The organism is Flavobacterium omnivorum (genome assembly GCF_900099915.1).
In the GTDB taxonomy this organism is placed as follows: domain Bacteria; phylum Bacteroidota; class Bacteroidia; order Flavobacteriales; family Flavobacteriaceae; genus Flavobacterium; species Flavobacterium omnivorum.
Genome location: NZ_FNDB01000001.1, coordinates 136,978 through 149,909, shown reverse-complemented (window position 1 = coordinate 149,909; position 12,932 = coordinate 136,978). Strand labels below are relative to the sequence as shown.

13 protein-coding genes and 1 tRNA gene are annotated in these 12,932 nt (G+C 34.8%); 6 read left to right on the top strand and 8 right to left on the bottom strand.

From position 1 onward, the window contains the following. Positions 1–1,269 (top strand): MFS transporter, encoded by a 1,269-nt coding sequence (locus BLS90_RS00705; protein WP_091254601.1) that lies wholly within the window; start codon positions 1–3, stop codon positions 1,267–1,269. 149 nt (positions 1,270–1,418) lie between these two features. After that, the gene (locus BLS90_RS00700) at positions 1,419–1,775 is read left to right on the top strand and encodes a hypothetical protein (RefSeq protein WP_091253829.1); all 357 of its coding nucleotides are present in this window, start codon (positions 1,419–1,421) and stop codon (positions 1,773–1,775) included. A 124-nt stretch (positions 1,776–1,899) separates the two neighbouring features. Here the strand turns inward: BLS90_RS00700 and BLS90_RS00695 are convergent, their stop codons facing one another. Genes BLS90_RS00695 through BLS90_RS00680 form a run of 5 tightly spaced genes read right to left on the bottom strand, consistent with a single transcriptional unit; the run spans position 1,900 to position 4,331 of the window. Next, positions 1,900–2,106: a hypothetical protein gene (locus tag BLS90_RS00695; RefSeq protein ID WP_091253826.1), complete on the bottom strand. Its 207-nt coding sequence runs from the start codon at positions 2,104–2,106 to the stop codon at positions 1,900–1,902. A gap of 21 nt (positions 2,107–2,127) precedes the next feature. Then, positions 2,128–2,880 carry a UDP-2,3-diacylglucosamine diphosphatase gene (locus BLS90_RS00690; RefSeq protein ID WP_091253822.1) on the bottom strand — a complete coding sequence of 251 codons (753 nt, stop codon included), beginning with the start codon at positions 2,878–2,880 and terminating at the stop codon, positions 2,128–2,130. A gap of 4 nt (positions 2,881–2,884) precedes the next feature. Then, entirely contained in the window at positions 2,885–3,349 is a 465-nt protein-coding gene (locus BLS90_RS00685; RefSeq protein ID WP_091253818.1) for a 6-pyruvoyl trahydropterin synthase family protein, read from the bottom strand. A gap of 34 nt (positions 3,350–3,383) precedes the next feature. Then, positions 3,384–3,557, bottom strand: coding sequence for a hypothetical protein (locus tag BLS90_RS16725; protein ID WP_175455406.1), 174 nt, complete (start codon positions 3,555–3,557; stop codon positions 3,384–3,386). Positions 3,558–3,563: 6 nt separating this feature from the next. After that, positions 3,564–4,331 (bottom strand): enoyl-CoA hydratase/isomerase family protein, encoded by a 768-nt coding sequence (locus tag BLS90_RS00680; RefSeq protein WP_091253815.1) that lies wholly within the window; start codon positions 4,329–4,331, stop codon positions 3,564–3,566. 126 nt (positions 4,332–4,457) lie between these two features. Here BLS90_RS00680 and BLS90_RS00675 point away from each other — a divergent pair. Further along, a tRNA-Ala gene (locus BLS90_RS00675) sits at positions 4,458–4,534 on the top strand. A gap of 48 nt (positions 4,535–4,582) precedes the next feature. Next, the gene (locus BLS90_RS00670; protein ID WP_091253811.1) at positions 4,583–4,837 is read left to right on the top strand and encodes a GIY-YIG nuclease family protein; all 255 of its coding nucleotides are present in this window, start codon (positions 4,583–4,585) and stop codon (positions 4,835–4,837) included. Between the two features lie 140 nt (positions 4,838–4,977). On the opposite strand, the gene mtgA is transcribed toward BLS90_RS00670, so the two are convergent. Beyond that, positions 4,978–5,724, bottom strand: a complete 747-nt coding sequence (gene mtgA / locus BLS90_RS00665; protein WP_091253808.1) for a monofunctional biosynthetic peptidoglycan transglycosylase — start codon at positions 5,722–5,724, stop codon at positions 4,978–4,980. Continuing rightward, a complete protein-coding gene (locus tag BLS90_RS00660; RefSeq protein ID WP_091254597.1) occupies positions 5,724–6,836 on the bottom strand; it encodes an NAD(P)/FAD-dependent oxidoreductase in 1,113 nt (370 codons plus the stop codon). The genes mtgA and BLS90_RS00660 overlap by 1 nt, the downstream gene beginning before the upstream one ends. A 190-nt stretch (positions 6,837–7,026) precedes the next feature. Here BLS90_RS00660 and BLS90_RS00655 point away from each other — a divergent pair, with 190 nt between their 5' ends. Both BLS90_RS00655 and BLS90_RS00650 read left to right on the top strand, forming a co-directional pair. Further along, positions 7,027–8,928 carry a S9 family peptidase gene (locus tag BLS90_RS00655; protein ID WP_091253805.1) on the top strand — a complete coding sequence of 634 codons (1,902 nt, stop codon included), beginning with the start codon at positions 7,027–7,029 and terminating at the stop codon, positions 8,926–8,928. A 112-nt stretch (positions 8,929–9,040) separates the two neighbouring features. Next, a complete protein-coding gene (locus BLS90_RS00650; RefSeq protein WP_091253803.1) occupies positions 9,041–11,473 on the top strand; it encodes a hybrid sensor histidine kinase/response regulator in 2,433 nt (810 codons plus the stop codon). On the opposite strand, the gene BLS90_RS00645 is transcribed toward BLS90_RS00650, so the two are convergent. After that, positions 11,470–12,816: a sigma-54-dependent transcriptional regulator gene (locus BLS90_RS00645; RefSeq protein ID WP_091253800.1), complete on the bottom strand. Its 1,347-nt coding sequence runs from the start codon at positions 12,814–12,816 to the stop codon at positions 11,470–11,472. The two genes, BLS90_RS00650 and BLS90_RS00645, sit on opposite strands and share 4 nt — an antisense overlap. Between the last annotated feature and the right edge of the window lie 116 nt (positions 12,817–12,932).

The following is a 12,932-nucleotide window of genomic DNA, read 5'->3' as shown; positions in this document are numbered from 1 at the left end:
ATGAAAAGAAACGATCCTTATTCGGCACTGCGTTACAAAGAATTTAATATTTTTTTGTTATTGCGTTTTGCAATGGTTTTTGGCTGGTCGATGCAGTTTATTGTCATTGAATGGGAAGTATACAGTTTGACCAAAAATCCGTTATCATTAGGAATCATCGGATTAATGGAAGTCATTCCAGCGATTTCGATGGCTTTATTTGCTGGCCACATTGTGGATCAAAAAGAGAAAAAAGGATTACTTTTTAAATGTATTTTAGGGTTTTCAATCATTAGTTTGGGATTGTTTTTATTTACTTGGCCCCCTTTCATTAAAGACTTTTCTACCGAAACTATTTTATATTCCATTTACTTTTTCGTGTTTTTAGGAGGATTGGTACGTGCTTTTCTTGGCCCGACGATATTTTCTCTTTTAGCGTTGATTGTTCCTAAAAAATTATATCCCAATGCTGCCACTTGGAGCAGTTCGGTTTGGCAAATAAGTTCGGTTTTAGGTCCTGCAGTAGCAGGTTTTTCCATCAATTGGATTGGCGTTCATTGGTCCATGTCCATTGTTTTAGTATGTTCTCTTCTTGCTTTAACTGCCTTAACCCAAATAGCAACAAAACCTATTTTGAATCCAAAAATTGGGGAACCCATTATGGAAAGTTTGAAAGAAGGTGTGAAATTTGTGTTCAATAATAAGACGATTTTAGGCGCTTTATCACTGGATATGATTGCCGTTCTTTTTGGAGGAGCCGTTGCGTTGTTGCCCATTTTTGCTCAGGATATTTTAAAAGTAGGCCCGCAGGGATTTGGTGTCTTGAGAGCTGCTCCGGCTGTTGGCGCTTTTTTGATGCTGATAATTTCCGCATACATTCCCTTTACTAAAAATGCGGGTATGAAGCTGTTATCGGCCATTTTTGCGTTTGGGATTTGTATTATCGTTTTTGGGCTTTCGTCTATTTTTTGGTTGTCCGTTGCAGCCTTATTTTTTAGCGGTGTTTTTGATGGGATTTCGGTGGTGATACGGCAAACTATTTTGCAGCTTAAAACTCCCGATCACATGCGAGGCCGAGTTGCGGCTGTGAATTCTATATTTGTGGGTTCCTCTAATGAATTAGGTGCTTTTGAAAGCGGCTTAACGGCAAAGCTGATGGGAACTGTTAGCGCAGTGGTCTTTGGCGGAAGCATGACATTGATTACAGTATTTCTTACTGGTGCTGTATCGCCCACTTTTAGAAAACTGGACTTACAAAAAGATGTGGAGGAACACGAAAAGATCGAATAATAAATAGTTTTTTTTAGAAAAAACACTTCTTATTATCTTTCGATAAATTAATCTCAAGATTACTTACCGACTTTTTTTATGTCTTTTTTATGTCTTATTATTTAGAACAAATATAAATAATACTTATATTTGTTTCAAATTGATGACACATGCAAGAAATAAAACAAATATATCATAACAATTTAGGCACTGCTTTTTACTGGAGAAAAGACAATGATGTAGTATTGGACAAAGTCCAACTGGTTTTTAGAGAAATGGGTTTTTATTTTACCAAACAGGAACTGCAACTATTTAAGCGCTGTATTGAAGACAGCTATATCCAAAACAAATGTTGTGATGATTGTGAACTGAAGAACAAATGCCAAAAATTTTTACTAAAAACACCTTGTTCCCAAATTGATTTGGCCGTTTCCATGGAAGAATTAGATGCCGTAAAAGACTTGGTGGAAGGTACTTTGTTTAAAATAAAATTGGATGATTATTTGTATGGAGAGGGGATGAATTAGGGACTTGCTAATTATCATTTAACCTTTTTTTTATAAACACAAAGGAAATACTCTCACCTCCCTTGAAAGAAGCTTCCAGCATAACAAATTAGAAAGTATAATTGTGTGGAGTTTGTTCAACTAACTACTCTTTAATCTGATTGGTATTTTTCTCTTTGTAAACTTTGTACAAGAAAATCATTAAAAATAAAGCTCCAAGGATGATATTTCTATATGGTCCTTTATTGACTTCAAATGAAAAATCACCTAAGTCTACAGATAACAGCCCCATTAACAGCAATATTGATCCTAGTAAAAAAAAGAATTTAGATACTTTATTTTCAGTTTTCATAATTTAATTTTTACGATGATTTTAATACTTTTTAATCTCGAAATTCTTCCCATCAAAAACTCCGTATGTAAAATACGTAATCCAGTCACCCAGATTTACATACTCGGCATTTTCTCCCACGGTTACTTTCATAGGCAAATGGCGGTGTCCAAAAATAAGGTAATTGTAGTGTTTGGTTTCTAGTTTTCTTTTAGAATAAAGAATGAGCCATTCATTGTCCTCTCCAAGAAAGGTCACATCTTCATCGCCAGAAATGAGTTTGTTTTTTACGGAAAGGTATTGCGCCAGTTTCACGCCGATGTCCGGATGAATCCATCTAAAAAGCCATTTAAAAAACGGATTGGTAAATACCTTTTTCATGCGTTTGTATCCTAAATCACCTGGACCTTTTCCGTCGCCATGGCCAATAAGGAATGTTTTATCTCCAAAAGTGTATTCCTGATTGTCATGAAACACCGGAATATTTAATTCTTTCTGAAAGTAATCTTCCATCCATAAATCGTGATTTCCTACAAAGAAATAAATGGGGATTCCACTGTCTCTGATTTCAGCAAGTTTGCCAAGAACTCGAATAAAACCTTTGGGGACTACGGTTTTGTATTCGAACCAAAAATCAAATAAATCGCCCAACAGAAAAATAGCTTCTGCATTGCCTTTTATCTCGTCGAGCCAAGCTACGAATTTTTGTTCTCTCGGAAAACTCAGTTCGGGTGTTGGTGCGCCAAAATGCTGATCGGAGGCGAAATATATTTTTTTGTTATGGGGTAATTGCATGAAGTTACAGTATGGATTTCACATTATCACAGGCAAACCATTCTGCAAAAGAAGATTCAGTTTCCTGTAATTTTAGGGAAAAAAGAGTGATTCCTTGTGGTAATCTATTGATGATTCTTTGAGAAAAATCGACTACCATATTTTCGCTTGTTGGTTGGTAATCTACCAATATAACATGATGTCCGCGGGTCATTAATTCATTTGCCAATTCGATGTGCGGAGTAGTTGCGTTGAAAACAGTCGCATGGTCAAACTGATCTACAATTTCTTCTTTTACAATCTTCTTTAAATCCGTGAAGTCAATTACCATTCCATATTTTACATTGGAACGATCTGTAATTGGAGATCCAATTACGGTTACTGATAATTTATAACTATGTCCGTGAACATTTTTACATTTGCCGTCATAACCATATAAGGCATGTCCAGTTTCGAAACTAAATTGTTTTGTAATTCTGATATTGCTCATTAGATTTTAATTTTGATGCAAATTTAGTAAATAATTAAAGTTCTTTGTCTCTTTTTTTTGCACTAGTATACATCCAATAGGCTAGACCAATTAAAACAACGAAAGGAATAAAAGATCCAATAATAATACCAATTTGGTAACTATTGTCTGTAGCATTTTTAAATTTTTCTTCAATATTTACTTGTTGTACAAGCGTTAGAACTTTCATGATAAATTATTTTTTGAATTGTAATAATGCTTTTTTAGTAAAATCAGATAACACTAGTCTTCCAGAAATTGCAGCTCGTTCCACCAAAAGTGCCTCCCAATCTTGGGTTCCATCCCACAACACGTTCTTCATTTCGATTAAAGCATCTGGGTTATAACTGGACAATTTAGCACTGAAATTAGTAATGGCAATATCAAGAGCCTCAATAGATTCAAAAGTACTAGCATATAATCCTTTGGCGACGGCCCAGTCTGCTGATTTCCATTCTTCTGCTGCCAAAGTCATTTCGGACATCGCTGTCTTACCAATTTTTCTTGAGACTACAGGTTCTATGACAAAGGGACCAATACCAATTGCTAATTCAGACAGTTTTATTGAAGCATTTTTTGTAGCCAAAGTATAATCGCAAGCACAAGCAATTCCTACACCGCCTCCCACTGCCTTTCCTTGAATACGGCCAACAATAAGTTTAGAACAAGATCGCATAGCATTAATTAAATGGGCGAATCCAGAAAAAAATTGGGTTCCTTCTCCTTCGTTAGAAACCGACAAAAGTTCATCAAAGGAGGCTCCCGCACAAAAAGCTCCTGTTCCTTCACTTTGAATCACAATAAGTGTAATAGTGGGGTTAGCACTTAAATTATGAAACTCGGCTGTGAGTCTGTCTAGTAATTCTCTCGGAAAAGAATTACTTGCTGGATGACCAAAAGTTACCGTTGCAATTTTATTATCGAATGTTGTGAAGAGCGAGCCTGTTGGGTTTTCTGATACCATGCTGGGGATTTTGATGTAAAGTTAGAAAAAGTAACGGAGCATTTGACTTTTTTTCAAACAGAATAGATTTGTATTTTTGAAATTTGCATTTTGAGAAATTTATATGCTATCTTTGCTGTCAAGTTCGGGGGATTAGCTCATTTGGCTAGAGTGCTTGCCTGGCAGGCAAGAGGTGATCGGTTCGAATCCGATATTCTCCACCAGTAAAATCAAGCCTTACAGCAATGTGAGGCTTTTTTATTTTAAAGCCTATGTTTTATACTTATATCATTTTCTCTAATACTTTAGACAAATATTACACTGGTTCCTGTAAAAATATTAAAAATAGACTTAATGACCATTTAAATAGCAGAAGTGCTTACACAAAAGTGGCTAAAGATTGTATAATGGTTTATTTTGAAAGTTTTGATTCACGCTCATTGGCTGTACAAAGAGAAATGGAAATCAAAAAGAAGAAAAGTAGAAAATATATTGAATTTTTAATATCAAAAGAATCATCTGAATAGAGTGTCCCGAAAGCGTTCGGGAAGGTGACCGGTTCGAATCCGGTATTCTCCACAAACAAAAACCGTAAAATCTTTTAATTAAGAGTTTACGGTTTTTTATTTTTTGAAATTGTTTGATTGTGTTTCTGAGGTAAGAAAAACTATTTTGAATAGTCTATTTTCCCTACTTGACGCATCACGCGAACAATTTTATCTTTTCGTCGGTTGATGTAGGAGGAAGAACTAGTTGCCGAGTATTTTCGTGGATTGGGTAAAATTGCTGCGATTCCAGCTGCCTGCATCGGAGTGAGGCTGGAAGCTCCTTTTCTGTACCAATGTTCTGCAGCTGCTTGCGCTCCATACACCCCATTTCCCATTTCGATGCTGTTCAAGTACACTTCCATAATGCGTTCTTTACCCCAAATAATTTCTATCAAAACAGTGAAATAAGCCTCAAGGCCTTTTCTCAAATAACTTCTACCTTGCCAGAGAAATACATTCTTAGCGGTTTGCTGCGATATGGTACTTCCTCCTTTTATTCTTCGCCCTCGTTCGTTACTTTTATACGCTTTTTGCATCGCAACAAAATCAAAGCCATTGTGCTTCAAGAAAGTCCCATCTTCACTGGCGATTACAGCTTTTTGAAGATTCATGGAAATATTTTCAATTGGTTCCCAGTCGTGGCTAAAAAAAACTTCTTTCCCCGCAACCTTATTTTCAATTGCCCGAATCACCATTAATGGCGTAAACAAAACTGGAACAAATTTAAAAAACACGACAAAAAATAAAGAAAGTCCAAAGAACCAAATCAAGACTTTGAATAAAAAACGGGTTAGTTTACTCATAAAAGAAATAGGTTCTTTTTTAACGGGTTGTCTTGATTTTTTTGCTGTTATTTTTGTTGCCATTATACTAAATCTGCTAATTCTGTTCCAATTAAACTACCTATTGCCACGCCCATTCCGCCCAATCGCACACCACAATATACCGAATCAGATAGTTGTGAAACAATGGGGTTTTTACTGTTGCCAATACCCATGATTCCACTCCAACGGTGTGCAATTTGAAAATCCTGATTTGGCAAAATTACTTCTTTTAATAACTCTTCCAATTTTTTTTGGACGATTTCTGTTTGTCCAAATGCGGTCGTGTTTTCCGTCTCAAAATCTAGGTTTCTTCCTCCACCCAATAAAATCCGATCCCCAATATTTCTAAAATAATAATACCCTCGATCTAAATGAAATGTTCCACGTATATCTAAATTCTTAATCGGCTCTGTGATTAAAACCTGTGCTCTTGCAGGCTTAACTGCACCATTAGTTAATTCATTTGCAAAGCCATTCGTCGCAAAAAGTATTTTCTTGGAAGTGTAACTAAAATCACCCAGAGCGACTTCAACACTATTGCCTTTATCTAAATAGGAGGTGACTGTTTGTTGGTTTAAAATTAAAATATTTTCAGCAACTGCTTGTTTTAACAACGCCTGCATCATATTTCCAGTATCAATCTGGGCTTCAAATGGATTGAAAACTAAATATTCTTGTATGCCATTAAACCCAAAACGACCTACTTCTTTGGCAAAAACATCAGCTTTAAAAAGGGGTCTTAAAATTTCATTGATAAATGGTAATTTTCGAAGACAATCTTCGTAACTGCTTTCATCATCTTTTAAAAATAACTCATATCCGCCATACGGCTTAAAATCTATACTGTCATCACCAAGCCTATTTCGCAGCAATTGCAAACCTTTCCATCGTTTATGAACCAGATTTACCACTTCCTCCACTGCATGGGATTTTAAATCGTCTATAATTTCCGAAAGACTTCCAAAACAAGCGAATCCAGCATTTTTAGTACTGGCGCCTTGTGGCAACATTCCTTTTTCCAAGACTAGAATTTTACTTTGGGGGAATCTTTCGCGCAAGCGTAAAGCAGCGTGTAGACCAACAATTCCGCTTCCTACGATAGTATAATCTACATCAGTAAACCAGTTTTTCAACTCCCAATAGCTCAAATCCATATTCAAATATTTTTCATAAAAATAATAATTTTTTGGAGCTAATCCCGCTATCCGTTTCAATATTTTATTTTTTAAAGAAAAAAATAAAAGGATTTTCACTGCTATCGGGGCTAAAAAGCAAGTGTTAAAAACAAAAAAACATTAGATTAAATTGGCTAATTTTATCACTCGTAAAAAATCAATTACTAAAATGAAAAAAATACTATTTATACCCTTATTTATGATGAGTTTAACCGTTATGGCACAAAATGTAATGACACCAGAGCTGCTTTGGAAACTAGGAAGAGTGACTCCACTAGGCATTTCTAAGGATGGAAAAAATGTAGTTTATAAAGTAACCACCCCATCTGTTGCGGCAAATAAATCAGAAACTAAGTTCTACACTTTACCTGTAATTGGAGGCAATCCAACCGAGGTAAAAGATACTAAAGACCTACTCAAAGATAAAAACATTTCACTTGACGGGAAATATCTTGTTTACAATGAAGAGGTGAAAATAGAAAAAGTTTTAGGAAAAGATTTCTATCCGGAACTGGAAAAATCAGATGTTCAAATCTATGATGGATTGAATTACCGCCATTGGGACACTTGGAATGAAGGGAAATTCAATCATGTTTTTTACAAAGAAAACAAAGACGGTGCCGTAGGAATTGACATTCTAAAGGGCGAAAATTTTGACAGTCCACAAAAACCTTTTGGTGGAGACGAAGATTATATTTGGACACCAGACAGCAAGAGTATCCTTTATGTAAGCAAGAAAAAAGCAGGAACCAATTATGCAGTTTCTACAAACACTAATATCTTCGAATACAATCTGGAAACAGGAAAAACCATCAATAGAACCGAGGAAAACTTGGGATATGACACTGCTCCACAATTTTCTCCAACAGGGAATTTGACTTGGTTGCGAATGAAACAAGACGGTTATGAAGCCGATAAAAACGACCTAATCGTGAGTTTCAAAGGAATAAATATGAATTTAACGGCTAATTGGGACGGAACCGTAGATAATTTTATGTGGAGCGCTTATGGAAAAAAAGTATATTTTGTAGCGCCAATTGATGGTACAAAACAGTTATTTGAAGTTAATTTCCCGGGTGAAACTAAAATTATGATCACTGTTCGCCAAATCACTACTGGCGATTTTGACGTCACTGATTTAGTAGGTTTTTCAGATAATAACATCATTTTAACAAGAACCGACATGAATCATGCGGCGGAAATTTTTTCTTATAATCTAAAGAAAAATTCTTGGAAACAACTTTCTAATGTCAACACTGCAACGTATAATTCTTTGGCATTAAGCAAAACTGAAAAACGCTACGTGACGACAACCGACGGTAAAAAAATGTTGGTTTGGGTGGTTCTTCCACCAAATTTTGATGCCACAAAAAAATATCCAACTCTTTTATATTGTCAAGGTGGGCCACAATCTGCCTTAACACAATTTTATTCCTACCGATGGAATTTACAATTGATGGCCGCTAATGGGTATATCGTCGTAGCTCCAAACCGCCGCGGAATGCCCGGTCATGGTGTGGAATGGAACGAGCAAATTAGTAAAGACTGGGGCGGACAAGTTATGGACGATTACTTATCAGCAATAGATGCAGTGGCGGAGGAAAAATATGTTGATACAGGCCGTTTGGGCTGCATTGGTGCTAGTTATGGTGGATATTCTGTTTTCTATCTAGCCGGAATTCACAAAAACCGTTTCAAAACCTTTATTGCCCATGATGGCGTATTTAATACTCAAAGTATGTTTGGGACAACCGAAGAAGTTTTCTTTAGCAATTGGGATTTTGGTGGCGCGTATTGGGAGAAAGACAATGCGGCAGCCCAAAAAACCTATACGACGTTCAACCCAATGACTTTAGTAGAAAAATGGAATAAGCCTATTTTAATTATTCAAGGCGGCAAAGATTTTCGGGTGCCAGTAGGACAAGGACAAGAAGCTTTCCAAGCAGCTCAATTGCTTGGCTTAAAAAGCCGATTTCTGTATTTTCCAGAAGAAAATCACTGGGTGTTAAAACCACAAAACGCTCAAGTTTGGCAAGGTGAATTTTTTAAATGGCTGAAAGAGACCTTGTAATACCTATTTTACGAAAACTTCAAACCGCATTTCTAGTGCGGTTTTTTTGTAGAAATAACACTTTTTTGAATATCTTAACTTTAAAGCCTACTCTTATTTTTATCTTTGAAACATGGAAAATAAAAAAAGTTACATTCCTATAAAAGTTTTTATAAGCTACCTAGTTCTGGTGCTTCTTTTTGGAAGTGTCGCTTGGTTTTTATATTCTGAAAACAAAAGCTTTTCTAAAAACGAAAACCGATTTACGGAGAAAAACAGTTCTATTCTCAAGGTAAGTAATGTATTGTACGATTTGTACGAAACGGAGAGCATGGCCCGAATCGCCATTCAGTCAGAATCTGAAAAAGATTTCAAAGATTATGTAGCAAAGACTATAATACTGAAAGTTAACATTGATTCCTTGAAAGCAGTAGTTTCTACTTCATATCAAATCAAATTACTGGATAGCGTACAGGTATTATTATCCAAAAAAATTCAGAATATTCAGCAATTAAAAGCTATAAAAAATAAAACCGAAGATGAAGCTGCAGTCAGCAATGCCATCTCCGATTTAACTAAAATGGAGTCTTCAATGCGGAAACTTCAATTAGAAGACTTTGTAAAAAGCCCTGCAACGATGGGCAATTATGAGCGGAACGTACTCCAGAAATATGTTGCCTATTTAAATCAAAATATCCCGGACGACAGCACAAACACATTAAGTAAAAAAGCATCTGATTCTATTATATCGGTTTCAAAAATCTTGCTGAATCAAGTACAGAAAGAGACTGCAAATAAGAAAAAGTTATTGAATCTTGAGGAAAATAAATTACTTCAAAATGAACTTTCAATCTCGGATCAATTGAGGAAAGTCCTTGGAATTATAGAGAGAGAAATTATCTTAAACACAACCCAGATTTATTTAGGACGAGAAGCATCTTTAAAAAAAACGAATCAAATTGTTACTACCGCGGCAATAATTGGATTGCTGCTGACATTATTTTTTCTAATTTTAATTTTGAATGACTTTTCTAAAACGCAATCATACAAGAAACAATTAGAGACTGCTAGTTTGAAAGCTAGAAAATTACTAACTAGTAGGGAACAACTTATTTCGACAGTAAGCCATGATTTAAAAACACCATTAAGCACTATTATTGGCTATACAGAACTGCTGAGCAATTCAGATTTAAACACCAAGCAACTGTATTTTACAAAAAACATCAAGGGATCCTCCGACTATATCTCCAAGTTGGTACAAGACTTGTTGGATTTTACTCAAATTGAAGCAGGTAAAATTACCATTGAAAAAATCCCTTTTTCCTTACCTGATATCATAAATGAAGTCGGCAAAAGCATTCAATCCGTTTATCCGCAAAAACCAATACAGCTACTCCTTGATATAGACCCAACTTTGCAGCAAAGAATTGTTGGTGATCCTTTTCGACTGAGACAAATTTTGTCTAATGTCATAGGGAATGCATTTAAATTCACGGAAAAAGGATTCATAAAAGTTGAAGTCAAAGCAAATTTTGAAACTAATAAAATAACTATTCAAATTGAAGATTCAGGGATTGGTATTGCAGAAAAAAATCAGCAACTGATTTTTGAAGAATTTACGCAAGCTGATGATAAAATAGAAAAAAAATATGGTGGAACTGGTTTGGGACTTACCATATCCAAAAAAATGACAACAATCCTGGGGGGAACTTTAAAAGTAAAAAGTGTATTGGGTAAAGGAAGTGTTTTTGAAATCCAAATTCCATTGTGCTATGACAACACTTTATTAGAGAAAAAGCTTCTATTTGACACCTCAAAAAAGAAGCTCATTGCCATTATTATTGATGATGATCAAAGTTTATTACAGCTAACAACTGAAGTCCTAAGACAGCATCATTATAGTGTTTTCCCATTTAACAATGCACCTGAAGCACTTATTTGGATAGAAAATAATGCATTTGACTTCGTTATTACTGATATACAAATGCCCAATATGGACGGTTTCATCTTTATGAAGGAATTACAAAACACACTTAAATTAAATTATAAGAACCAAGCAGTAATTGCAGTAACCGGAAGACAAGATTTAAGTTTAGAAGATTATAAAAGAGCAGGATTTGCACCCGTAATCCGAAAACCCTTTTCACCAAAAGTGATGCTAAAAACTATAAACGCCATTTTTAACAAGAGCGAGATTCCTATCATTCCAGCTAAAAATAATAATTCTAAAAATGGTGATAAACTGTATTCGCTAAAAGTACTAAAAGCATTTTTACCGAATGAAAAGGAAGCTTTAAAAGAAGTTTTAAAAGTATTTATGACGAGCTCAAGAGAGAATTTAGAGTTGTTAGAGCAAGCCGCGTTAGATAACAATTATACCCTAATTAAAAATATTACTCATAAAATGAATCCGATGTTTAAGCAAATAGAAGCTTTCGATATCAGCAATATTTTAGACCAATTAGAACTAAAAGACACGGAATCATCAGAAATCAATCGTGCAGTTCGGGATTTAAAAAATAAAATATCGGTTCTTTTTATACGGTTGGAAAAGGAAATAAATTAATTAATACCATATAATTTTAATTTATTATACAAAGTTTTTCGGTTGATTTTGAGCAATTTTGCAGCCTCCGTTTTATTGTTATTGGTTCTATGTAAAGTCTCTAATATTGTTTCTTTTTCATTTTCCGACAACGAAAATACCGTAGTTTTTTTCTCCTCATTTAGAAAAAACTCGATTGGTAATACTGCTTTTTCAATGAAATCCCCTTGTGACAATAACGTGGCTCTTTTGATACAGTTTTGAAGTTCCCTAAGGTTTCCAGGCCATTTGTAATTTTGAAAAATAGCCATCACTTCAGGAGAAAATCCGATAATGTTTTTATTCAATTCCAAATTTGATTTTTCCAGAAAAAAATCGGAAAACAACATCAAATCCTCTTCTCTTTCCACTAATGATGGAGAATGAATGGAGAATTCATTAATTCTATGGTATAGATCTTCCCTAAAATCACCTTTTTTAACTGCTTCTCGCAAATCTTCATTTGTTGCGGTAATAATCCGGATATCTACCTCTATTTCTTTATTACTACCAACGGGTTTGATTTTTCTTTCTTGCAGGGCACGCAAAAGCTGGATTTGATTCTCATAAGAGAGATTTCCTATTTCATCCAGAAAAATAGTTCCTCCATTTGCTGCTTCAAAGAAACCAATTTTATCTTGTATAGCTCCTGTAAAAGAACCTTTTATATGACCAAAGAACTCACTTGAGGCCAATTCTTTTGGAATCGAACCACAGTCAACCGCAATGAAATTAGTATTTTTTCTGGAGCTATTTTCGTGAATGCTTTTAGCGATGACTTCTTTTCCGGTCCCACTTTCACCAATAATCAAAACAGACATAGTAGTTGGACTGACTAATTGGATGTGTTCCGCAAGCTTTAGAGAAGCTTTAGAGATACCCTTTACAAATTTATTTGGATTGATTTTTACCTCTTTCTTTTCGCTTTTTACAAAGAAGCTCGTTTTAAGTGGTCCTTTATCATCCGTTATTTGTAAAGCATTATTAATAACCAGTAAGACTTCTTCTGGGTTAAAAGGTTTTGATATATAATCTGCCGCACCGTTTTTTATAGCTTTAACGGCTGTACTCACATCAGCATAACCTGTCATTAAAAGTATAGGGATACTAGGGTGAGTCATTTTGATTTCGGACATCAGTGTAATTCCGTCGTAATCAGGAAGCCTTAAATCTGTAATAATAAGATCAAATTCAGTACTTTTTATGTTAGATTTTGCTTCCGCAGCAGAAAATGCCGTTGTAACCTCAAAGGTTTTTTTTATTAGAAATTTTTCTAATAACTTGCAAAACGCCACGTCATCCTCAATCAATAAAATTTTAGCCATCACATTTTAACTTTAATGCTAAAATAAAATTATTTAAATTATATTCTCCTAATTTTTTGCAAAAAAAAGAGAGATTGTCAAAAACAATCCCTCTTTTTAAAAAATAAAAAAATTCC